General features: G+C 37.7%; 27 protein-coding genes and 1 riboswitch. All 27 genes read right to left on the bottom strand.

Features of this window, described 5'->3' with window-relative positions; all coding sequences use genetic code 11:
- Positions 1-3 precede the first annotated feature (3 nt).
- The gene (locus tag BUB56_RS01370) at positions 4-597 is read right to left on the bottom strand and encodes a DUF5317 domain-containing protein (RefSeq protein WP_110939586.1); all 594 of its coding nucleotides are present in this window, start codon (positions 595-597) and stop codon (positions 4-6) included.
- Between the two features lie 163 nt (positions 598-760).
- Entirely contained in the window at positions 761-1,345 is a 585-nt protein-coding gene (locus BUB56_RS01365) for a DUF5317 domain-containing protein (protein ID WP_110939585.1), read from the bottom strand.
- Positions 1,335-2,204 (bottom strand): HD-GYP domain-containing protein, encoded by an 870-nt coding sequence (locus BUB56_RS01360; protein WP_190014035.1) that lies wholly within the window; start codon positions 2,202-2,204, stop codon positions 1,335-1,337. The genes BUB56_RS01365 and BUB56_RS01360 overlap by 11 nt, the downstream gene beginning before the upstream one ends.
- 629 nt (positions 2,205-2,833) lie before the next feature.
- Entirely contained in the window at positions 2,834-3,478 is a 645-nt protein-coding gene (locus BUB56_RS01355; protein ID WP_110939583.1) for a hypothetical protein, read from the bottom strand.
- Positions 3,479-3,669: 191 nt separating this feature from the next.
- Positions 3,670-4,200 carry a ribosome hibernation-promoting factor, HPF/YfiA family gene (gene hpf / locus BUB56_RS01350; RefSeq protein WP_110939582.1) on the bottom strand — a complete coding sequence of 177 codons (531 nt, stop codon included), beginning with the start codon at positions 4,198-4,200 and terminating at the stop codon, positions 3,670-3,672.
- 968 nt (positions 4,201-5,168) lie between these two features.
- Positions 5,169-5,615 (bottom strand): PilZ domain-containing protein, encoded by a 447-nt coding sequence (locus BUB56_RS01345; RefSeq protein ID WP_110939581.1) that lies wholly within the window; start codon positions 5,613-5,615, stop codon positions 5,169-5,171.
- Between the two features lie 106 nt (positions 5,616-5,721).
- Positions 5,722-5,807, bottom strand: a riboswitch (cyclic di-GMP riboswitch).
- 506 nt (positions 5,808-6,313) lie between these two features.
- Positions 6,314-6,628, bottom strand: coding sequence for a nucleotidyltransferase domain-containing protein (locus BUB56_RS01335; RefSeq protein ID WP_110939579.1), 315 nt, complete (start codon positions 6,626-6,628; stop codon positions 6,314-6,316).
- Positions 6,625-7,056, bottom strand: coding sequence for a nucleotidyltransferase substrate binding protein (locus BUB56_RS01330; RefSeq protein WP_110939578.1), 432 nt, complete (start codon positions 7,054-7,056; stop codon positions 6,625-6,627). The genes BUB56_RS01335 and BUB56_RS01330 overlap by 4 nt, the downstream gene beginning before the upstream one ends.
- A gap of 241 nt (positions 7,057-7,297) precedes the next feature.
- A complete protein-coding gene (gene flgN / locus BUB56_RS01325) occupies positions 7,298-7,792 on the bottom strand; it encodes a flagellar export chaperone FlgN (RefSeq protein WP_190014033.1) in 495 nt (164 codons plus the stop codon).
- Between the two features lie 11 nt (positions 7,793-7,803).
- Positions 7,804-8,190 carry a flagellar export chaperone FliS gene (gene fliS, locus BUB56_RS01320; RefSeq protein ID WP_110939576.1) on the bottom strand — a complete coding sequence of 129 codons (387 nt, stop codon included), beginning with the start codon at positions 8,188-8,190 and terminating at the stop codon, positions 7,804-7,806.
- An 18-nt stretch (positions 8,191-8,208) separates the two neighbouring features.
- Complete coding sequence (fliD, locus tag BUB56_RS01315; protein WP_110939575.1) at positions 8,209-9,954, bottom strand: flagellar filament capping protein FliD; 1,746 nt, start codon at positions 9,952-9,954, stop codon at positions 8,209-8,211.
- Positions 9,955-10,006: 52 nt separating this feature from the next.
- Positions 10,007-10,363: a flagellar protein FlaG gene (locus BUB56_RS01310; RefSeq protein ID WP_110939574.1), complete on the bottom strand. Its 357-nt coding sequence runs from the start codon at positions 10,361-10,363 to the stop codon at positions 10,007-10,009.
- 510 nt (positions 10,364-10,873) lie between these two features.
- On the bottom strand, positions 10,874-11,248 hold the full coding sequence (locus BUB56_RS01305; RefSeq protein ID WP_110939573.1) for a HEPN domain-containing protein: 375 nt from the start codon (positions 11,246-11,248) through the stop codon (positions 10,874-10,876).
- Positions 11,238-11,618 carry a nucleotidyltransferase domain-containing protein gene (locus tag BUB56_RS01300; RefSeq protein WP_110939572.1) on the bottom strand — a complete coding sequence of 127 codons (381 nt, stop codon included), beginning with the start codon at positions 11,616-11,618 and terminating at the stop codon, positions 11,238-11,240. Before BUB56_RS01300 ends, BUB56_RS01305 begins: the two co-directional genes overlap by 11 nt.
- A gap of 65 nt (positions 11,619-11,683) precedes the next feature.
- The gene (locus BUB56_RS19255) at positions 11,684-11,845 is read right to left on the bottom strand and encodes a hypothetical protein (RefSeq protein ID WP_190014031.1); all 162 of its coding nucleotides are present in this window, start codon (positions 11,843-11,845) and stop codon (positions 11,684-11,686) included.
- A 242-nt stretch (positions 11,846-12,087) separates the two neighbouring features.
- A complete protein-coding gene (locus tag BUB56_RS01295; protein ID WP_110939571.1) occupies positions 12,088-12,321 on the bottom strand; it encodes a hypothetical protein in 234 nt (77 codons plus the stop codon).
- 23 nt (positions 12,322-12,344) lie between these two features.
- Entirely contained in the window at positions 12,345-12,542 is a 198-nt protein-coding gene (locus BUB56_RS01290; protein WP_110939570.1) for a YjfB family protein, read from the bottom strand.
- Between the two features lie 160 nt (positions 12,543-12,702).
- Positions 12,703-13,197 (bottom strand): REP-associated tyrosine transposase, encoded by a 495-nt coding sequence (locus BUB56_RS01285; protein WP_110939569.1) that lies wholly within the window; start codon positions 13,195-13,197, stop codon positions 12,703-12,705.
- A gap of 399 nt (positions 13,198-13,596) precedes the next feature.
- Positions 13,597-14,724: a flagellin N-terminal helical domain-containing protein gene (locus tag BUB56_RS01280; RefSeq protein WP_110939568.1), complete on the bottom strand. Its 1,128-nt coding sequence runs from the start codon at positions 14,722-14,724 to the stop codon at positions 13,597-13,599.
- A gap of 317 nt (positions 14,725-15,041) precedes the next feature.
- Positions 15,042-15,269, bottom strand: a complete 228-nt coding sequence (csrA, locus tag BUB56_RS01275) for a carbon storage regulator CsrA (RefSeq protein ID WP_110939567.1) — start codon at positions 15,267-15,269, stop codon at positions 15,042-15,044.
- An 11-nt stretch (positions 15,270-15,280) separates the two neighbouring features.
- A complete protein-coding gene (gene fliW, locus BUB56_RS01270; RefSeq protein WP_110939566.1) occupies positions 15,281-15,730 on the bottom strand; it encodes a flagellar assembly protein FliW in 450 nt (149 codons plus the stop codon).
- A 181-nt stretch (positions 15,731-15,911) separates the two neighbouring features.
- Positions 15,912-16,478: a DUF6470 family protein gene (locus tag BUB56_RS01265; RefSeq protein WP_110939565.1), complete on the bottom strand. Its 567-nt coding sequence runs from the start codon at positions 16,476-16,478 to the stop codon at positions 15,912-15,914.
- A gap of 136 nt (positions 16,479-16,614) precedes the next feature.
- Entirely contained in the window at positions 16,615-18,261 is a 1,647-nt protein-coding gene (gene flgL, locus BUB56_RS01260) for a flagellar hook-associated protein FlgL (RefSeq protein WP_110939564.1), read from the bottom strand.
- Positions 18,262-18,326: 65 nt separating this feature from the next.
- A complete protein-coding gene (locus BUB56_RS01255; protein ID WP_110939563.1) occupies positions 18,327-18,707 on the bottom strand; it encodes a four helix bundle protein in 381 nt (126 codons plus the stop codon).
- A gap of 84 nt (positions 18,708-18,791) precedes the next feature.
- Positions 18,792-20,405: a flagellar hook-associated protein FlgK gene (gene flgK, locus BUB56_RS01250; protein ID WP_110939562.1), complete on the bottom strand. Its 1,614-nt coding sequence runs from the start codon at positions 20,403-20,405 to the stop codon at positions 18,792-18,794.
- Between the two features lie 230 nt (positions 20,406-20,635).
- A complete protein-coding gene (locus tag BUB56_RS01245; RefSeq protein WP_110939561.1) occupies positions 20,636-21,133 on the bottom strand; it encodes a flagellar protein FlgN in 498 nt (165 codons plus the stop codon).
- Between the two features lie 37 nt (positions 21,134-21,170).
- On the bottom strand, positions 21,171-21,446 hold the full coding sequence (gene flgM, locus BUB56_RS01240) for a flagellar biosynthesis anti-sigma factor FlgM (RefSeq protein WP_110939560.1): 276 nt from the start codon (positions 21,444-21,446) through the stop codon (positions 21,171-21,173).
- Positions 21,447-21,476 lie beyond the last annotated feature (30 nt).

Here is a 21,476-nt window from a genome sequence, read left to right as displayed (position 1 = left end):
TCCTTATATTGTTCCTTTATATCCAAATTTTATCATTCTGCTTCTGGAATGCAAATAGTTTTTTGTCATTTCTCCCTGTATGAACAGGATTAGTCCCAAGGTAATGAAAAGATCTCCAACGCTAACTACCTTTGCCAGTGGATAGGGCTTAGGGATTACAATAAACTTAGCCAGGTATTTAGACCAATGGTGAATATTCTCTAACGGCATGTAGTTTGCAATCTTTCCACTCTGGATAGCCTCAAGCATAGGCTGTAAGCCTGCCAGTTGGAGTCCCTCCATGGAAACAGGCATTTTCCAGGTATTGAAATAAATTGCTGCAAGGTTAAGCAAGAGACCCACCAGCATGATTTTAAGACCACGCTTATCCAGGTTTAATAACAGCAGCAGGATAATCAAACCTACAGATATACCATAGGCATAGAACTGAAACCCTGCTAAAACAGAAATCTTATCGGTAAATGCCGGAGAAATTTGAACGAAAAATGCCAGAAAAATCAAAGGCCAAGCACGAATAGACAAATAAGAGAAATTGGAAAACCTGCCACCCCGTACTTTACCAAGAATCAGTCCAATGATTCCACCCTCAATAAACAAATGCCACGCCTCCTTATTGCTGATTTTTCTTTATAGCCATACTGATACTACTTCTATTGTAACATCTTTTTTTCCTTTATTTTTGACAAGTTGTAATAATAATTTAAAAAAAAAACTAAAAAACACCTCTAATCAGCATAGAGGTGTTGGGCATGCCTTGTATTTAGTGGATTTGACTATTTTCCCTTCCTGAACTTACCACCATTTTATCCTGTATGAAGATAAAAATTCCCAGCATCATCCATAGATCTCCAATGCTCAGACTCTTTGGCAGGGGATAGGGCTTTTGCAAATGGATAATGTCTCCTAAGAATTTCAATCTCGTATGCTCCGTCATAAGACCATGGGTAAGATCCTTACCGTTTTCCAGAAGAGCTATGGTTGCCGGGTAAAGCTCCTGGTTGATATTGCTAGTATCTACAGGCATCCTTCCCCCGTTTGCCATAATCACCAGAAAATTTAAGAATACACCCAGCAAAATCCATACAAAGCCTTTTTCTTTACGGTTGACTAAAATGGTACAGAATAACAGACTGTAGGTCAGCAAATGGATCAAAAAAATATGCTGATCCACAAGCGGCCAGATTGGCTCAATCTCTGCTTTGCGAATATATGCAGCAATGCCTTCAATAAGTCCGGATGCCACCATCCATTCCCAATACTTGATGGATATCTCTGAAAGATTAAGCACTTTTCCGCCTCTTAGTTTTCCTACTGCCACAGCTGTACCTAGGGTTTCAACTAACATGGGCAATGTGCTCCTTTGGCTGTGCATTGAGGTAATCTATAAAGGATTTGACCACTACAGGATTGAACTGCTTTCCCACTTGCTCCAGCACGATATTCATAGCAGTTTGCTGACTCATGGCACGGCGGTAGGGCCGGTCAGAGGTCATGGCATCATAGGCGTCAGCTACGGCCAGAATGCAGGATTCTATAGATATCTGAGGGCCTTCCAGCTTGTCCGGATATCCCTTACCATCATATCGCTCATGATGATGCTTGATGATATGGGCCACCTCTGCGAGGAAATCTACCTCTGATAATATTTTTGCTCCTATCTCTGGGTGCTTCTGTATTTCTAAGTATTCATTGTTTTCCAGCTGTCCGCTTTTATTGAGAATAGAGTCGGCGATGCCTATCTTGCCGATATCATGGAGTATGGCAGCGGTGCGAAGCTTATCAATAACATCAGCTTTCAACCCCATTTGTTCTGCAATCCCTACCGCATAGTCTGCCACCCGGTAGGAATGTCCGTTGGTATATTGATCCTTGGCCTCCATAGCGCTGGAAAGGGCTTTGATGGTTTCGAAATATACATGGCGCATGTCCATATAAAGCTTGAAGGAGTAGCGGGCAATCAGCAGTGGACCAAAGAAGAGTATTACTGCAAACCATCCATAGTTTTGGTAAGAGGCTGCAATTATTGTTCCTAAAGGCGAAAGAGCTAATATATTTAGCATAGCCCACTTATTATCAGAAAAAACCTGTCTAAACTTTTTTTTCTCTAAGAGTGCCATTAGCCCCATAAAAATCAAAGAATTTGTTACCAGATATGCAATTACACACGCAATGATACTAACAATATTAAGTCCTAAAAAATTCATATAAAGAACATCGATCTTAAAAAATCTATAGGATATACTCGCTACAGCTAAAGAAAGTGCATAGGCACACCCATTAAATAGTCTTTTGTATTTTGAAGTATTTAAAATATGTACTATTTCCCCATTAACACTTTCAATACAAAAAAACATGGACATAAACCCAATAATTGAAGCTAAGTATGATTGATAAATTAGTACTGCACTCAACCCAATTGTGAAACTTACAGAAACAGCTGCAGAACCTCTAATCCTTATATTTAGAGATTCAGCAATTATACCTAGGGTTGCAAAAAATGCCAAGCTAGGCATTATGTCAGCACTAATATTTATTAGCCCTAAAAAAATCGACATCATTCCTAGACTAATTATAAAAAGAGTATAAGCTTTTAGTTTTGTAGACATACCCTTCATTTTTATATCCCCTTATATAGTATTTTAGGTCGGCTAACTATTATTTCCAGCTGAAACTTGCTCCGCCTGCTAAAACTAATGATAACAAGCTCATGAATAAAACCATTAATCTTTTCACTGATATAGCCCCCTTATATATAGGCTCTGCTGCTTCGCTAATGTTCACAGGCTATATCGCTTCGCTATAAAGAATGATTTTGCCGACCTAAAATATTCACTTAATCAATAAATCTTACAATCTTTCGGTTGATTGCATCCAATGTAGCCTTTACAATGGCTTCATATTCATCCTTACGCACAACGGCAGAACCTACCAGCATCTCTTCCCCATGCCCTGTGATAAAGCTGACAGCTGATATAATGACCTCCCGCTTCGCAAGCTGAATCTTCTCAATATCTTCTATAATAAAGGTATCGTCAATCGCAAACAATTCATGCACACAATTTAGCGTTGCATTAGCAGTCAGCCGATAGACATTGTTTTTTGAATTTGTCCCTTTGGCCACGCCTTCTACCTGCTGCTCTCCTTTTTGCAGTGTCACTTTTACTTCTGCCATATTTCCTAAAACGGCATATCCAATGGCCGCAATTCTAAAGCGGCCTAACTGCTCCTTTTCATCTCGAAAGTCGATCTGTGCCACACTGATCTTCTTATGGTCGATTTTGCATTGAAACTTTGCTGTCAAGGCAGATTGAATATCCCGGGAAATTTGCTTTGGACTTCTATTGTTAGAAGCCAATACATGGATTTCTTCTATTTCTTCACTTTCATTCATAACAACCTTTGAGGAGATTACCGATGGCATTTGATTGATAATTTCCTCCATGTTTAAATGCATCTGTATCATTTCATTATTTTCCATAACATACTCCTCTATCTGAACCTATTCATGTTGATTTTTACATATATTAAAGTTAATTCGACCAGAAAATGATAATTCCTTCATTTTTCATGTTAAAATATTCCTCATTAATCGACATAATTTTTATTAAAAGAAACAGGGACTGCAAAAAAAAAATTAAAGGCAGCTTTCGCTGCCTCCATTTACTCTATTTAAAAGGTCGGTTCGATTAAACCGTATTGTCCATCCTTTCGCTTATATACCACATTGATATCATCTGTTTCTGCGTTGGTGAATACGAAGAAGTTATGGCCAATGAGCTCCATTTGCAATACGGCTTCTTCTGCATCCATTGGTTTTACTGCAAATCTTTTTGTTTTAACGATGCGGGCTTCGTTTCTTTCTGTGGGTTCCACATCGGGTATATTCTCAAAGCGAATGGTATCATGCCCTCTATATCTCTTTTCCAGCTTTGTTTTATGCTTCTCGATTTGACGATTCAACTTGTCTACCACTCGATCTACAGAAGCATACATGTCATCGGTTGCTTCCTCTACCCTCAATAATGATCCGTTGATCGGAATAGTCACCTCTAAAATCTGACGATTTTTCTCAACACTTAAAGTTGCCTGAGCCTCTGTATCCTCCTTGAAGTATTTTCCAAACCTTTCTAGTTTTGCTATGACTGTGTCCCGTAAAGCATCTGTAACCTCTAGATTTCTTCCACTTACCTTAATCTTCATATACTTCAGCTCCTTCCAACATATCTATAAATCAATGAGTTAAGTCTCCTTAACTCAAAGTTTATCAAATTTTTGAGAATTTATTCCATATTCACTTTTTATTTCTATTATTATTCAACAATTCACAATTCTTTCCTGCTCCTCCTAATAAAAAATTTTTGTTTTGGACAAGTACTATATCTATTATTTTACCCACCAGTTCTTTTATAAAACAGGTTGTATTACTTTTTTCCATCATCATTTGTCAAAAAATGAAATTCCTGTGGATTATCTTTTTCAACAACCTATCTTAAGTTTTTTTATTTATCATAGGCGTCAATGTAATCCAATTATTTCCAAATAAACCTTAGAAGCATGTCATTCTGAGCGTTAGCGAAGAATCTTATAGAACATAAGCAAGATTACTTTTGATTATGAGAATATATCATCTAGCTTAAAGATCCTTCGACTCCGTTTTACTCCGCTCAGGATGACAAATTATGGGTTAAGTTGACGCCTATGTTTTATTTATAGGATTATCCGTTAATTTTTAATACTTTTACAGTGCTTTTCTATGAATTCTACAGAAACATGCACAGAGAAATTGTATATTTTTTATCCACCAACAAATTTTGCTTCTCTCCATTTCATGATTTTCATGAATCCTTTGTAATAAGTTTCATTTATACAGTTTATCCACAGATTGTGGCTATGTGTCCACATTTTTTGTGGATAATGTGGACAGTTTTGTTGATAACTTGTTTTTTCAATCTTTTTTTATGTGGAAAACAATGTGAATAGTTAGTGGACAAGTATTTTTTGACGTTAAGTGTAATAATTTGCAATGAATGAAAACCATTTTTTATACATTTTTCTACAAATTTTGTGCAATACCTCTTTAATGTTGATATGACAGCTTTTTTTTACAACCTATTATGTATATGTTTATTCATAGGGAAATATGCCAGGAAATTTCTCCTGATTTTTTACTAACACCTGCTGCGAAGACATTCCATCGGCTCTTCCTTAGGACAAATATCACAACTGCCCCACTGTTTAAATTTGTATAGCTTTACTGCCAGCTGATTAAACAACGTTATGTACTTAGAACGGGTAGGTTCATCTACATAAAACGCTATGGCATATTCCCAGATTCCCTCTTCTTTCTTCTCAGCCCGAACCACTGAACCCCAAAATTTATAATATTGTCCACATATTCTTGAATCAAATTCAAGAATAATCCTTCTACTCTCCGGAAACTTTAAATGGGATATAAACCGCAGGCCGCCTGCACCAATATCTTCTATGCATACACTTGTGCTTCCTGTCTTCTTTGGCTGTCCGTCTATCAAAACAATCCTCATGGACGCGCACAGCGGAGGTTTCAGATCAAGGCGAAAGTATTCTCTTTTATTCTCTAATACTGTTGTCCTCAAAAGAAACCCTCCTCATAAATCCTGATATAAAGACAATAAAAAAGGCCCACTGCACATATAAATATACAAAGGCCTTGGTCCTTTTCCACAGCATTATGAAGCATACTTTGGCGGCTTGGCAATCATAGGAATGCATCCCTTAGACCCATAGCTTTGCGACCTTACCTTTAGATAAGTGTGCCGTTTTCCATATGTACTATTTGCAGATTATGTCTGTCAGTTTTTACTGTCCCAATAATTTATAGAACTATTTTATCATATTGATCTGTCGCAATATGTAAATTATGGTAAGCTTACTTATATTTTATCATACTTTACTGCTTTTTCAAACTGCAGTGAAGATAGAAAAGTAAAAACCTTGATAGCAGTCTATCAAGGTTTCCCATTTTGCTTTTACATATATTTTTAGCTGACCTGGTCTTTGACCCCACACCCGCCTGCTGGGAGGTTCGCTCTGGGTTCGCCATCACTACTGCCCCTCTCAGTCTTCCTGAACAAGGATTTCTAGGGAAATCTCTTTGAGCAAGAATCTGGCAGGTCTTACCCCTAAGCCGCACCATGCTCAGTAATCTCATTTTTAATTACCTTACGTGGGTCCCTTTGCCTGCGACTGGCTTGGACTTGCAACCACAGACCTAAAATATATGCATCAATAATTATACCCTATTTTTGCGTATTTATCAACATATTTGAAGATACTAACATCTTACGGGTCTTTCATATATTGTAACTCCTATTCTACTAATATGCTCTATAAGTTCCTCGTTTTCTATATTTTCAAATATGGATAGATCAAAACTATAAGGTAAATATAATTCATCCAAATCTAAGCTGACTTTATTCAAATCCTGCAGATCAAGATTTTCCCCAATTAAAGTCAAATCTATATCAGAACCATTTTTATAATTTCCTTTTGCTCTAGAACCATAAAGTAAAACTTTCTCTATCTTAGGGTATTTAGCAAAAACATGGACTAAATTTTCTAATATACTGTCTTTTAGTCCATATTTCATATTTTTCTACCTTCTTCTTCTTGAAAACCATTCATCTTTATTTTTAATTTTTCAAACTCAGCAAAATATAAGTCATTTATGAGCATAATAATGCCATCTGCCCTACCCTCGTCATAGGTGTGACTTGTCAGATTTCGGCTTTTTATCATTTGCATCCAAGCTTCTCCATTTTCTATAATCCCTAGCTTGAAAGCTTCTCTAACAACATCTCTTGAACCATATAATTCTGTATTCCCTCTATTTTCAAGAAAATCTTTCAAAGTCTTCCATGCTAACTCATGGGTATATTCAAATGCTTGTATAACGCCTTGTTTCTCAAGTCTTGAAAGGTCTCTTATTTTCATCAATTCTACTGCTTCTTCCAGCTGGTTTAGTGCTTTCTTATAATTACTAAATCTTTGAATCCAACGAATATCTTTATCTTCCATAAAAACTCTCCTTATTAAATACATCGGGACTTTCCTACTGACAACCCCTTAAGCACTTGTCCTATCCCCTCTACTATATATTTATTATACCATACCCCTAGATTTGTAGTCAGTATGTTCAAATAATTTAAATACATACCCTATAAAGACGCTCAGATGGGTATTAAAATAGCGGAGAATCTATTCTCCGCTATCGTAGGGAACGACGCCCTCGTCGTTCCTTAATTTGTTTATCTACCCGCTATCTCTTATCCTTACTATCAATAAACACACCTTGCACATCGGCATATTTCCGTGTATAGCTGGCTGCAATTTTATTGCTCTGCTGCTCAGCCTTGATCTTCTTCATTTCTTCCTTTACCTGCTCAAAATCCTTGCTCAGGTGAACATTATTTTGCCGGTCTATCTCTTCAATGCGCTTTAAAAGCACCAAAATCTTGCCTACATTTTGCTGCAAAACCGCCACAGTAGGATGCTCTCTTGCATTGATCTCTTCTAAGGACTGGATATGCAGCATCTTTTTAAAATGAGTATAATGCTCCAGGAATTGTACATCCAGCCCATTAATCAAATTGATTAGGTCCTGCTTCTTTTCGATGAGCGTAGAAAGTTCTTCCAGATCTCCTGTCTTAATGCTATTTCCTTGCATGACGGTTATATTTAGAAGATCTTCTAATGCATTGAGTTTTTGTCCTGAGATTTGGATTAATTGGTCGATTCGTCCTTTACTATCCATGTTTTTCTCCATTATTTCTTTTTGGCTAATACCATAGCCTCTTTCCAGGTGTCGCGCATTTCTGTGATGATGACCAATGCTTCTTCAATGTATTTCTTATCCTTAGAAATATTTGCTTGCAATAAGCGATCAGAAATAAATTCATAGAGTGCTCTGAGATTTTTTGACAGTTCATACTGCATATCTAGCGTTGCATTAAGCTCTGCAATAATTGCTTCTGTTCTAAGGATCAATTCATGGGCCTTTGGTACATTTTTCTCATCAATGGCCAGCATCGCTTGATTGGCAAATTTAATGGTACCATTATAGAGCATAAGTGTCAGTTCTTCCGGAGGTGCTGTTATAATATTATTTTGCTTATATTGATTGTATGCATTATAAGGATTACTTAAAGCCATCTCTCTCTCCCCTTATCTTTATCTTCCGCTACTTAACTGCTGTGCTAACCATGAGCTTTGAGAATTCATATTCTGTAATGCTTTCTCCATGGCAGTAAACTTTTTCCAATAGGAATCTTCAATACTTGCTAAACGTCTTTCTTCATTGGCAATGGTTTTTTCAATCTTAAAAATGTCATCATCTAGAAAACTGATGGAACCCTTTCCAGTAGAAGCCCCAGTGACAAAGTCAATCAAAATATTGCTTCGCACATTTCTATAAAGATCGGCATTGCTGCCTGTTCCGGCTTTCGTGATGATCCCCTTCATGCCCACTATGATATCATCAAACAGACGGTTTAGCAGACCAGTGCCCTCTCTTGTTTTTTTAGCCAGAGCCGCTTCCGATAATGCGCTATCTCCATCTTCCGGCGTATATGGTTGAAATAATAGATTGAGTACACCATCTACATCATCCATGATGGCATTTTTCAGCTTTGTTTCATCTATTTCCAATTTCCCCTTGCTTCTATACTCACTCGTTGTAATCCCAATGCTTGTTAGATGGCTGTATTTGGCAGAAATATTATTGCCGCTTACTTTCTCATACAATCCGCTTCTCATGCTTTGCAGGGTTCTGCTGATTGCCTCATCGTTAGCAAGTAGTCCGCTCTGGGCTTTCTCCTCCCATTTTTTGATCTCATCCTCTTTTAAAGCCTCTTTTTGTTCTTTTGTCAGGGGTAGATAGTTTCTATTTCTCTTTTCAGAGATTTTACCATTCATTTTTTCAATCAATTCATTGTATCTATCAACAAAAGCTTTGATTTTATTGTAGACCCCATCCACATCAGTGTCTACTCGAATAGTAAATTCTTCTGTAGTGTCTGTAGGAAGTTTTTTAAGATCAATCTGAATACCATTGATGGTGAATTGATTGGAGCTATATTGTAAATTGTCCGCTCCATTGAAGCTAATTTTTGCATTTGAACCACGAATTGCTGAAGTGGTTGTCAGTAGCGGTTCATATACTTCGGGTTCTGTGCTCGTAAGCCGATTCAGGTTAAATTTATTGTTGGTTCCTGTGAAAAGGCCCTCATCATCTTCAGTAATTTTAATTTGTGCCATTTCCCCAGTAGCCTTCGTAGATAGGAATAACCGCCCTGTTGTATTGTCAAAGCTTGCCTGAATACCAAGGGCTGTTTTCGCAGTATCACCAGTGACTGCTCTATTGATCTCTGTAATAAGCTTTCCTATTGTAAAAGTTTCATCAAATGAAACGTTTATGTCCTTAGGAGTTCCATTGTCGTTAATCTGGAAAGTAACATGACTACTTCCTATAACACCTAATTGACCTAATGTCGTAGCTGTAGTCGCCCGTGTTCCTGCAGTTGTAGATACGGCTTGTTGACTAGCTATACTAACCCCCTCTGCCAGCTGCTGTATTTTTATTCTATGGATTCCCGACGGAGCAGCTGCAGTTGCAGACGCCGTAAAAATCGTTTCCTGTGAAGAAGTTGCCTTTTTTACCCACGACATACTGCCTACTCCACTGGATACTAGCGCTCCGGAGGCTGTAGTCCGAGTTAATCCTAGTTCTTTTCGTATATCCAGTATAAAATTGGCAAAATCTTTATTGACATTGTTATATTGCTCCTGGCGCCACAGCAATAGCTGCTTGTTTTGTCCAAACTTATCAGCTTTCATTCTCTGAGCCTTCATTAGATCACGCACCATAGTCTCTGTGTCTATACCCGATGCAATCCCTGAAATCCGTAAATTACTCATTCTTTTTCAACTCCTTTTTTCTATAGTCTAGAATAGATTTCTATAGAAATTATTACACTTTTTTATCTACAAACAGTCCTACTCTTTCTAACATTGCCGCTACCATATCCAATATCTTCTCAGGAGGAATTTCCCGTAACACTTCCTTCGTTTCATTGTCAACGATTTTCACAAGAATCTGTTTTGTCTGTTCATGAATGGAAAATTTTAGACTGGTATTACTCATTTTCAAGTCATTATTGGCCTTCTCAATCGCGTCAATCAGTTGCTTTTCTCCAGGAAAAGTCTGTGAATTTGCCTGAACACTTTCTGCAGCCTTTCCTTCCTCTGTGCTTCTTTTAATAGCTGATTCACCAGAATTGGGAGTCATGTATGTATTACTTGCTAAGCTGCTGCTTTCTATTTTCATCCTTATACACCCACCTCAAATCATTTTTCTAGCATTTATATCGGCAATTTATTTGCCAGACTTTATAGAAAATATATCAAAAGTATAGTTCCAATCTAATTTTACTGAATCTCCGTTAGTAAAATTTTTATCTGCTGCATGAATAATCTTTCCATGTTCATTTTCTTTTCTAACAGCAGTCTTTAACAAAGATATCTTAATGGAAAAGGGAAATCTGAAGTTAGATTTCCCTTGGTTGAAAGATTCTTACTTTGCTTATATACAGGCTTGCTGCTGTGCCTTTGTCTAAATAATTGAAATACCCATGAGGTGCTTGGTTTGCTTGCGGACCATCAAATATCTTTCCATACTTGCCAGACTATATCTTCAACCATTTTCTAACGAATGAATTCGCTTCTACGGGAAGATAGAAAAATGGTTGTCGGGTACTTTGGACCACCTCTATCCCTACAGACCTCATTCCCATACATGTAGACTTTGAAGACAGAAGAATCCTCCCTGTCTAGATATTTAAAAAATATACGCTAAAACTTCACTAGCATATTCGATACATTTCTTCGCATCCTCTTCCTCCACCACTAATCCTTCACTAGAAGGATATCTAGTCTCTATGTAGAAACTGTTTAAATAAGCAATGTGGTTCGTGAATTTTTCAAAATCAGGATTGATTTTATAACATTTTTTTAATAATCCCATTAAATAATGGCCACCATGCAGCATCCCAGTTTCTTTTATTAAAAAAGCTTTTAAATATTTTTCCACCGCCTGTTGACAATGAAATGCAACCAGTTCTTCCGTGCCAGCAGCCTCAAAAAGAATTTTCGCCCCTCTTAAATCTTTTTGAGCCATTTTGAGCCAATCTTCATACCTGCTGCTATCGACCATAAATCAATTCTCCTTCTCCAGCAATTTTACCTATGAAAGTACTTTTATCTTTATGATTTTTTTCCCATTCTTCTTTACTACAGATAAGTATATCTACTTCATGCTCCGTAATTTGTAAAAGTTTCTCTAACAAACTGATTTTCATTTTCCTTTTATGTTTTGGACTTTGTATTTCATCTATTACAACACATAAATCGATATCACTGTTTTTGGATATATATCGTTTCGCACATGAACCAAACAAAATAATTTTTTGAGGGTCAACTTGCTTTATAATTACATCTATTATTAGAGGAATTGTCTGATATTGATTTAGCTCTTTTGATATAGGCTTATTTTCCGAATTATTCATCATCCACTCTATATCCATTTTTATATCAACATCCTTTCTCTTCCAGCAACTTCAGGCTTTGAGATAAATTGCTCTTTATCCTTTTAAATCCAAAACAATGAATCTAGCTTAGATTCTGTCCTTGGGACTTTACCTGTTTTCATTTCAGCTATATCTGCATTTTCATATTCTGGCAGAGTAGCCTTTGCCCGGCACATAGGACGAATCTGGATTAACCTTTTCGTTGGTATATCTATATTAGGCATCTTTTGGAGCCACCTGTTTTTGCTTATATTATACCACATTTATATGCTATCAACGTAAAAAGTAAAGTACAGAATAGGAGTTTTCTTCTTATCCTCTGTATTGTCAAAATTGGCAGGTACCGCCACACTAAGTATGATTTGTCACTACTGGCAGCATTTTAGGATAAATTCGTATTTAAAAAAATAGCAGAAGAAAAGACCCTTTTCAGGGCCTTCGGTGTTTTTTTGGGGGATACTTTTCTTTAAGACAGCTGGGTACTTTCACTATCTAGCAATCTTACCTGCTCTTCCAAGTATTTTACCTGTTTGTTGATCTTTTGGATTTCTTCATCGGTCAAATCTTCATCTACTACTCTTTGAGCTAGTTCCCTCATCTGAAAGAGTTTTTCTTCAATCATGTCTAGGATCTGCAGTCGCTGCTTGACCCTCTCAAGCTGTTCTTCCAGTTCTTTTTTTATATGATCTTTATATGTCATGTTATCATCTCTTTTTTTATTATTTACAGGCTAATGTCTATGTTTTTGCCTAGGTGAGGGGTTATGGATTGCTCCATCATCTTAGTGTTTTGCTGTACCATTTGTACTATGTCATTCATCTGTGTTTGTCCTGCATCCATTGCCATTTTCATGACGGAGATGCCAGCTTGTTGGGCTACTTTCATCTGGCTTATGCTCATTGATAGTGCTGCTATATCCATGGTATCAGCTCCTTTTTAAAATGTATTTTCACTGGAGATTTAATTTCCTTCTACAGTCTGTCATATAGTAGCTTCGAATTCATTCGAAGGCTACATATCTCATTTAAATCTTTACAAAAGTAGCTTCGAATTCATTCGAAGATTCCCATTTGTTTTTATATTATGTAGCTTCCAATTCATCCAAAGGCATTAAAAGCAATAAAAATTTCTCATCATTTTCACAATAAAATTTGTAGCTTGAATATAGATAATCCTTTGCTTCTATCACGATTCCCTTTTTTACAGGATTATAGTGAATATAATCTATAGTCTCACAGCAATGCTTTTCATCCCTTATTGCAGTATCGTAAAATCCTTTTTGAAATACTGTGCCTGATCTTTTGTGTATCCTGTTATAATATCTTGAAAAATTACCCTTTATCCGTTTCATTATATCAGATATATTATCCTTACCCATAGGTTGTATGATTAAATGAACGTGATCTGGCATTATCACAAAGGCCTTAAGGTTATAATTACAGCTGAATTTATGGTATGTAAGCAGGCTTATCAATAATTCACAAGCCAGATAATCTTTAAATATGGGGACTCGATTTTCTGTTACTGTTGTTATGAAATAAAAGTTATTTTCTTCATAGTAATGTTTTGGAGACATTGTTTCCTCTCCTCATTGATTTTATTTAATGGAGAATAAATTCTCCTCTACTATGTTGATAAAATTATTGGTATATGTAGTAGCGAATTCATTCGCACGTATTCTTTAGGCAATACATCCTCGATTCATCATTTTGTTTTTGATATGTAGAAGGCTTCATATCTCATTTAAATCACGGAGATTGAAATCTCCTCTACAAGAAAAAAATCAAATATTATAAAAGAGCCAGAGGAAATATTCCTCTGACCCTCTGTTTTGAAAAGGTAATGTTCGAATGAATTCTTACCGGAGATTGGAATCTCCTCTACCATTTCTATAATATTGTCTCCATCGTGGTTTTCATTTATATGAAAGATTATTTTATGGCGAATAAATTCGCCTCTACGGTATTACGAAGGATTATCTTAATAACTGAAGTACTCCTTGAGGAGCCTGGTTTGCTTGAGCCAACATAGCTTGTGCTGCTTGTTGAAGGATGTTGTTCTTTGTGAACTCCATCATTTCTTTAGCCATGTCTACATCTCTGATTCTAGATTCTGCTGCTTGTAAGTTTTCGGAAGAAGTATCTAAGTTCTTGATGGTGTGTTCTAATCTGTTTTGGTATGCTCCAAGTTTAGATCTTTCAGAAGAAACAGTGTTTATTGCTGCTTGAATGGTATCCATAGCGGTTCTAGCATCTGTTGCATTAGCAACAGAAACAGATGTTGTATTTAATGATGTTGCTGAGGAATCAATTTTGGCAATCTGAACACCCATTCTTTCATCTAGGGCATTTTTAGCTCCGATTTGGAAAGAAATCTGTGCAGCTGCTCCGGTAACAATAGTACCTGCAGCACCGCCACCAGCAGTTGCTGCTGCAATTCCAGCGGCTGTTTGGCTACCATTAACCGTAATCTTAATTCCAAACTTATCAAAATTTAGAACTCCGGCAGTTCCATCCGCTAAAGTAACGTTTTGTGTGTCTCCAGAACCTGTTTCAGTAATTGTATATTGACCTGCCCCACCTGAGGTAATAGTATATGTTTCTGAAGCTTTTGCTCCTGCGATGCTAATCCCAGTAACTCCATCACTACCTACTTGAAGACCCGATGTGTCCAGCTGTACCCCTAATGTACCGTCTAACAAATTCTTTTGGTTAAATTGAGTTGATTTTGATATTCTATCAATTTCTGAATTTAATTGGGTAATTTCATCTTGAATAGCAGTTCTATCTACAGCTTCATTTGTATCATTGGCAGCTTGTGTAGCAAGTTCATTCATTCTCTGAAGTATAGCATGAACTTCAGTTAAAGCACCTTCTGCAGTTTGAATTAATGAAATACCATCTTGAGCATTTCTAGATGCTTGGTTAAGACCTCTTATTTGTCCTCTCATTTTTTCAGAGATAGCAAGACCTGCTGCATCATCTCCTGCACGGTTGATTCTAAAGCCTGAAGATAGTTTTTCCATTGCTTTTGCACTAGAGTTGTTGGTGATTCCCAACTGTCTGTGGGTGTTCATTGCCATTAAGTTGTTGTTAATTCTCATTTTTTTCTCCTCCTTGATTTTTGTTTTTGGCGTCCATGCCGTTTGGGTGTTGAAGGTTGTATGTTGAAGGTTGAAGGTTAAAACCCAACCTTTCAAACTTTTGTTACCGGTTACTGGTTGTCGGTTACCAGTTAAAAGCAAGACCTAGAAGTCTTAAACCCTTTGATTGAAGATTAAAATATCTAAATCTACAATCGTGTATGTAAATCTTTTGCTTAATCCAATTCTGTCGGCCGCCAGAGTTGGATTTTGATTTTGTCTACATCCCTATTATCGGAAAGATTTTTGTAGAACTTTAGTAGATTTTTGAAATTTATTTACTTTTTCTTGAAGATTTTTGATAAATCCTGCAGATCTACATTGGTCACAGCTGCCTGTTTGTTCTCCTGTTGGATTTCCAGATAAATTTCTTTTCGGTGGATGGTCACATCCTTTGTTGCGGAGATTCCCAGTCTTACTTTTCCTTCCTCGATACCGATGACTTTCACTTCAATGCGATCATCAATTACAATACTTTCATCTTTTTTGCGCGTCAATATCAGCATCTCTCTGCCCCCTATTCTTTCTGCTCTATAGGGAGGTTTTGAAATATCTTGTATTTTAATGCATAGGCTTCTCCATCTAATAGCAGCTGTTTCCCTTTTCTTTTTTCAATGTTGACTACCAAGGGACCCCGTAGGTTGATGGTGATATCTTCAATATTTTCCGGCACAACTGCCATGCTGTATACCACTACCTCTTCTGTCTTCTCAATTTCAAGCTGTTGAACTACCTTTTCCGGTATGTCGAATTCATAGTCTTCTTTGAAGTAAAAAGGATCTGTGATTACAAAGGCAAGACATGGTTCATCTATGGCCTGCATCCATTGAAAGGGGTTTTCTGAATCTGGGTTTGGGATCAGAATATATTTTTTGATGTGTTCAAATCCCGGCAAACCCTCTTCAAAGGTAATAATTTTTTCTACTTCAATATCTATTTCTCCAAAATGCTTTGTTTGAAGCTTCATAGAATTTCCTCCGTTCCTTAATTGAAATAATGATGCTTATGGATTATGTTGTTTTTCAATTATTATGTTAGCCGAGTTTTGTAGGTTTTTCATATTTGTAGATTATTATGAATTAAAACCATCAATTCACCCAGCTTGTTTCAAAGCCCTCGCTGCTTATTCTTCTATCTAATACAAAAGCTCAACCAAGCTGGTTGAACTTTGATCCTGCGTACTCTATCTGGATGCTATTTTTCTGCCTTAGATAGATATCTATTTTTGTTGGGGTATAGTTAACAATGGGTTTATTGACTTGTACCTGCAGGTTCACCCGTCCTTCCTTAACCTGTATATCCACCGTGCCTCCCACAAAATCAATTTTTGGTCTGCTTTTGGGAATGAGATCAAAGTTTACCTCCACATCATCCCATAAAAAGGCATTTTCCTCGGCTTGCCCCGGTATGGGATCTGCCCCTGTTTCAATTGCCATTAGCTGGTCTCCCTGCCGTACGATCTTTTCGATAGTCTGCATTACCTTCTGTCGTGCAAAGGCAGCATTGTCTATTGTCAGCTCGGAGTAGCTTTTTAGCCCTGCTTCTGCAAAGCATTGGCTTTGATCAATCCGCACCTGTCCATGCTCTGTATGGATTTCTACCTTAGGGTGCTCTATATTCAGTTCCATATCTGCCTTTGGCTGGCGTATGTCAAAGCCTCCGGGAGTACGGTCGATGCCGATTAATGCGGGAGTGGTAGTGATACGTAGATCCATGGGAACACCTCTGTAAATTAAAAATTAAGAATTAAAAATGTTGAATGAGAAAGGTTGAATGTTGTATGTTTAAACCCTATCTACGGGTCGAAAAGATTTTAACATTTCTCCTTCAACATTCAACATCCAACAATCTTTACCTTAAAAAGTCTATCAGCGATGGCTGAATGATTCTTGCTCCAGAGGATAAAGACGCTCGATACACATTTTCCTCCATCTTCAGCTTCATGATCACCTCTGCCATATCTGCATCCTCTGTTTTAGATAATAGATTTTTATAATTAATGATGTTATCCTCCAACCGGCTTTGATCTAATTCCAGACGATTGGTTTTAGCGCCAATCTCTGAAAGCTTGGCCAATATATTTTCCATATTGATATCCAGATCTGCCAGCATGGCACTGGTATTTAGTTTTTCAGTTTTGATATCCGCTTGCTTGGACTGTTGTCCATCTGTAAAGCCTAGATTTGTCAGAAAACCGCCTATATCTTGAATCACTATGGTATCATAGGGCGCTGCGGTCTGATGTGCATCACGAAACTGCAGCCGGTTGTCTGCAGTAAAGTCTACCTGTAAGGGAGATGGCAACAGTGCCCGAATATCCCTTAGTAGCTCTTCTTTTCCTGTCCTGCTGTCGAGATCATATTTTTTCCCCTCATGCAATGGTATACTGGTGCCGTTAACTATCAAACCTTGTCCTGTAGTGGTTTCAATAGATCCCTCCAGTCGCTTGCCAATCAGCAGAGGGGCATAGGCAGGATCTGCTTCTAGAGGAAAAGTATTACTGCTCAAAGTACTGGATAAAAGGGTAAATTTCTGATCTGCTGAGATTGTACCATCTGCAGCAATGGTTACACCATTTTTCTTCAGATGAGGAATGGAATCAATGGATTTTTGGATTTGATCTATGGTCAATGGGTCTGTCTGCTGGGGAAAATTGATCGTAAATACATCTTCTCCCATCTTAATCTGCAACATTTTATCTCCTGCAGCATTATCTAAATCCAAGGTGCCCAAGTCACCTTGAAAACGCATATCTACGAAGCCATGCTGGTAATTTTCCTTCTCTTGCAATACATTTTCAAGCTTCGTTAAAGTTTCAAATATACCCCCGAAGCCTTTCTGAAATAACTCTGGTCCATTAATATTGACATTCATCAAGTTTCCCATTCCGATCTCGATCATCATAGAGTCTGTGGTTTGGGCCATGGTTAATTCTTTGTTGTTAGGATTAATCAAGAAATTTATAAAGTCTGCTTCTGCTATATTTTCACCTACTATTCCCCCAGGACTAACCATCCTGCCATTATATACAAGCTGTGTTCCTGCAGCAGTTTCTTCCAATGTAAAAGGCTTATTGATGGTATTAAAGCCTGCAAAGATATATCTGCCTGCATAAGTTGAATTTCCGATGGAAACCACCTGATCCTTAAGCTGGGTAATCTCTTTTTGAATGGCTTGCTTATCCTCTGGAGCCAATGTTCCCGTAGCTCCACGGACCGTTAACTCACGCACCCGCTGCATGACATCCTTTAATTGGGTTACTGCAATTTCAGTAGTTTCCAGCCAGGATAGGGCTTCATCTACGTTCTTTTTATACTGTTCATTGGCTGCTACATCCGAAGAAAGTGTCAATACCTTAGCCATGCCCACAGGATCATCGGAAGGTTTATTGATTCTTTTTCCAGTAGCCATCTGCATTTGAATCTTATCCATTCTATTTAAGTTATTATTTAAATTTCGCATCATGGTGCTGACCATCATTGAATTAGTTATGCGCATTTTTTTACTCACTCCGTTCGTAAAAATGTTGAAGGTTGAAGGTTGTATGTTGAATGTTAAAAACCCTATTTTATCCGTTGTTCATAGCTTCTTAGATAGTTTATTAAACCTAGCAGTGTTTTTGATATATTTGCTGTCTTGGCTTGAAGTTTTCCAAAAGTCTGCTGGTCAACATGTCCTAAATCTAGTAAAACATATAATAGACTTTTTACTTCTGCACTAGAACCTCTTGCAATATTTAAAAAACGAATAAATTCTTTCGTACTATTTCGTTCAAAGCCCTCAGCAATATTAGACATAATCGAAACAGAGGCTCGTTGAATTTGGTCCTTTAACCCATAATCCCTACTTAAATTGTTACTTCTAGTTAGCTGATAGATCTCTTTCACTAGTTCCCGAGAGTAGACCCAAGCATCAATTTCTTCAAAGGTTTTAAATTTTGCCATTTATTTCACCTTCTAACAACCTTAGACATGGGGATACAAGCTTTTAACATACAACATTCAACATTTCTCATTCAACAAAAAATTCTATCTTCCTACCAATCCCATCCGATTTACAATCACATCAATCATTTCATCTATGGTCGTAATCATCCTTGCGTTGGCATTGTATGCATGCTGGAATTTTACCATATCTGCCATTTCTTCATCTAAGGATACTCCTGATATGGACTGCCGTTTATATTCAACTTGATCTAATAATACCTGCTGGTTGTTGGCAAAGCGTATAGCCTGCTGGGTATCTACCCCCAGGTTTGAAATCAGCGATTTCATAAAATCCTCTGGTTTCCCCCAGTCAAACATTCCTGTATTATTTTTGAGCAGATTGATATTTAGGGCATTACTTCCATCTCCAGGAAGTCCGGCATAGGTGCTGCTGGCTGCAATTTTATTGAGATCCTGATCAATCTTATCGGAAATCTTTAAAGTCGTAGCTGTAACCTTAGGCGTAATAAAATACTTACCATCCATTTTCACTACAGAAAGATTTTCATAAGCTAAAGATGTGGCAATGCCTAGAGCAGCTAAACTGCTGGATCCGCCTTTCTCAATGCTCTTGATTAATTCCTGAATTTCGTTTTCACTTTTTCCTGCAAAGTGAGTAGAAATATCGTGGAATTGATTCTCTCCCATATGAAAAAAGTCATTTCCGGTACTGCCGTCAAGACCATAGCCGCTACGATGGGCCATGTTTACATGGGCAGCAAAGGTCTTGGCAAACAGATTCAGCTGCTCCATATAATAGGGTACCCCTTTTGTGCCGCCCTCTGCATTGTCCCGAGCGTCCAGCAGTCCCTTTAGTTTTCCCCCTTGGATCGTAAAAGTGGAGCCATCCTTCCATACAACATCACTAAGCCCCCCTAGATCCGAATTATTCTTTTTCTCAGTTCTTGGCACAGTCCCTAACTCTGAATATCTATAATGGGAAACTAAGGATTTACCTGAAACCAATACGTGCATCCGGCCTTGGTTGTCCTCAAAGGCATCGATGTTGATCAATTGAGATAACTTATCTAAAAGAAGGTTTCTTTGGTCACGAAGATCATTGGCATTGTTGCCGTCGAGCTCATAGTTATAAATCTGCTTATTCAAATCTGCAATCTGGGCTGCATAGCCATTGATTTCTCCAACAGTAGTACTTACGCTAAAATCCAGATCGCTTTGCATTTTTTCAAGTTGATAGCCCATCTGATTAATGGTCTTTGCTAAAGCAATACCCCGTTCTCTAACCAGAGCACGTACTGTTAAGTTTTCCGGCTTCGTGCTTAATTCTTGTAGAGATGAGAAAAATTGGTCCATTACCGTACGTATTCCAGAGGTAGAAGGCTCATTCATGATGGCTTCAATATTCTGTAGTATGTCTGCTCGGGTATCCCACTCTCCAAAGGCCTGGTTTTCACTTCTAAACTTAAGATCTAAAAACTGGTCCCGGATATTTCGTATATGGATGGTATCTACGCCAGTGCCCAACATTCCTTTGCCATTAGGCAGAATCATCGGCCTAGATGCTTGTTGTTCCAGCCTCTGTCTTGTATAGCCCGGTGTATTGGCATTAGCGATGTTATGACTAGTAACATTTAGGGCCCTTTGACTGGCAAAGAGTCCCGAACGGGCGATATTAAATCCAAAAAAAGTTGACATCTGCTTATCCCACCTTATATTTTGCTTCTGTTTTAGATGTGTGAGTGAGAAATCTATTATTCAGTGGAACGGCACAGGGCCGTTCCGCTGAATAAACTTCTACATCCATATCTATGCGTGTATTTTAGAACTTCTATATCCTGTTTCTTCTGCTTAAGATCCTTCGCTGCACTCAGGATGACATCTAAAAGAATTACTTATTGATAATAACATACAGTATCTAACAGAACTTATATCTTTACATCAAATAGATTTGGTTTGGTCTTTACGTTTTTTTCATCAGCCCGGTTTCCATAGGTGGTACCCTGGGTACTGGCACTGGTCATAAGATTTAAATTGAAATTAATGTATTCTAATGACTGCTGAATCAGTCTGCCGTTCAGATCGTTCAGCTCCTGAATTTCTTGGAGTACCTTCTCCAATTTATCCTTAAGGTTGAGCACCTTTACCCGATCCTCTTCCTCTAAGTAAGGCGCCAGCTCACTAATATTGGCGATCTCCTTTACCTTCAGCTCATTCAACAAATTTCCTATGATGGCTGCCCGTATCTTATCGATCTTGCCCATATTCAAAATCATATCCTGCTCCAGGCCTGTAATATGATCTAGCTCTTTAATGTTTCCCTTTATGATAATGTCTTTCTTTTTCTTTGCTATATCTACATAGTCTCGATAAATGTCATATTCCTTTTTTAAAGCAGTGATCAACTGCTCCACAGACTTGGACATACTGTTCCTCCTTTTCAGGAAATCTCTAACCCTTTAGTTATATTTTCTTATCAAACATACTCTCGACGATTTCCTCTGCTGAAGGATTATAATTGCCCGATTGTATTTTTCTCGTGATATCCTCTACTTTATCAGCTCTTATCTCCGGCAGCTTTTTATAGGCATTGTATGCCACCTGAAAGGCTCTAGCCTGCTCGGAAATCTCTACCTTATCCTTTTCTCGTACTGTTCTTCCGCTTTTGCTGACACCCTCTGTGTTCTTTCGGTATACATTTAACACCTTTTGTATATTTGGATTATTTGTGATTTTCATAAAAACACCCCCATCATTACCACTATTCTA

Origin of the sequence: Geosporobacter subterraneus DSM 17957, assembly GCF_900142145.1 — a bacterium.
Lineage (GTDB): Bacteria > Bacillota > Clostridia > Peptostreptococcales > Thermotaleaceae > Geosporobacter > Geosporobacter subterraneus.
The sequence above is the reverse complement of the archived record's forward strand: the minus strand, read 5'-3'. Positions and strand labels throughout refer to the sequence as shown.

Excerpts from the sequence above, each read along its gene's own strand:
- BUB56_RS01365 (WP_110939585.1), bottom strand. The coding sequence starts at position 1,345 with ATGTTAGTTGAAACCCTAGGTACAGCTGTGGCAGTAGGAAAACTAAGA.
- flgL (WP_110939564.1), bottom strand. The coding sequence starts at position 18,261 with ATGCGCATAACTAATTCAATGATGGTCAGCACCATGATGCGAAATTTA.
- BUB56_RS01360 (WP_190014035.1), bottom strand. The coding sequence starts at position 2,204 with ATGAATTTTTTAGGACTTAATATTGTTAGTATCATTGCGTGTGTAATT.
- BUB56_RS01280 (WP_110939568.1), bottom strand. The coding sequence starts at position 14,724 with ATGAGAATTAACAACAACTTAATGGCAATGAACACCCACAGACAGTTG.
- BUB56_RS01300 (WP_110939572.1), bottom strand. The coding sequence starts at position 11,618 with ATGGATATAGAGTGGATGATGAATAATTCGGAAAATAAGCCTATATCA.
- BUB56_RS01285 (WP_110939569.1), bottom strand. The coding sequence starts at position 13,197 with ATGTCTCCAAAACATTACTATGAAGAAAATAACTTTTATTTCATAACA.
- BUB56_RS01290 (WP_110939570.1), bottom strand. The coding sequence starts at position 12,542 with ATGGATATAGCAGCACTATCAATGAGCATAAGCCAGATGAAAGTAGCC.
- flgM (WP_110939560.1), bottom strand. The coding sequence starts at position 21,446 with ATGAAAATCACAAATAATCCAAATATACAAAAGGTGTTAAATGTATAC.
- BUB56_RS01335 (WP_110939579.1), bottom strand. The coding sequence starts at position 6,628 with ATGAAATATGGACTAAAAGACAGTATATTAGAAAATTTAGTCCATGTT.
- BUB56_RS01295 (WP_110939571.1), bottom strand. The coding sequence starts at position 12,321 with ATGACATATAAAGATCATATAAAAAAAGAACTGGAAGAACAGCTTGAG.
- csrA (WP_110939567.1), bottom strand. The coding sequence starts at position 15,269 with ATGCTGATATTGACGCGCAAAAAAGATGAAAGTATTGTAATTGATGAT.
- fliS (WP_110939576.1), bottom strand. The coding sequence starts at position 8,190 with ATGGCTTTAAGTAATCCTTATAATGCATACAATCAATATAAGCAAAAT.
- BUB56_RS19255 (WP_190014031.1), bottom strand. The coding sequence starts at position 11,845 with ATGCCTAATATAGATATACCAACGAAAAGGTTAATCCAGATTCGTCCT.
- flgN (WP_190014033.1), bottom strand. The coding sequence starts at position 7,792 with ATGGATAGTAAAGGACGAATCGACCAATTAATCCAAATCTCAGGACAA.
- fliW (WP_110939566.1), bottom strand. The coding sequence starts at position 15,730 with ATGAAGCTTCAAACAAAGCATTTTGGAGAAATAGATATTGAAGTAGAA.
- BUB56_RS01265 (WP_110939565.1), bottom strand. The coding sequence starts at position 16,478 with ATGGATCTACGTATCACTACCACTCCCGCATTAATCGGCATCGACCGT.
- hpf (WP_110939582.1), bottom strand. The coding sequence starts at position 4,200 with ATGAAGATTAAGGTAAGTGGAAGAAATCTAGAGGTTACAGATGCTTTA.
- BUB56_RS01330 (WP_110939578.1), bottom strand. The coding sequence starts at position 7,056 with ATGGAAGATAAAGATATTCGTTGGATTCAAAGATTTAGTAATTATAAG.
- BUB56_RS01255 (WP_110939563.1), bottom strand. The coding sequence starts at position 18,707 with ATGGCAAAATTTAAAACCTTTGAAGAAATTGATGCTTGGGTCTACTCT.
- BUB56_RS01310 (WP_110939574.1), bottom strand. The coding sequence starts at position 10,363 with ATGAAAATAGAAAGCAGCAGCTTAGCAAGTAATACATACATGACTCCC.
- fliD (WP_110939575.1), bottom strand. The coding sequence starts at position 9,954 with ATGAGTAATTTACGGATTTCAGGGATTGCATCGGGTATAGACACAGAG.
- BUB56_RS01245 (WP_110939561.1), bottom strand. The coding sequence starts at position 21,133 with ATGTCCAAGTCTGTGGAGCAGTTGATCACTGCTTTAAAAAAGGAATAT.
- flgK (WP_110939562.1), bottom strand. The coding sequence starts at position 20,405 with ATGTCAACTTTTTTTGGATTTAATATCGCCCGTTCGGGACTCTTTGCC.
- BUB56_RS01355 (WP_110939583.1), bottom strand. The coding sequence starts at position 3,478 with ATGGAAAATAATGAAATGATACAGATGCATTTAAACATGGAGGAAATT.
- BUB56_RS01305 (WP_110939573.1), bottom strand. The coding sequence starts at position 11,248 with ATGGTCGATAGCAGCAGGTATGAAGATTGGCTCAAAATGGCTCAAAAA.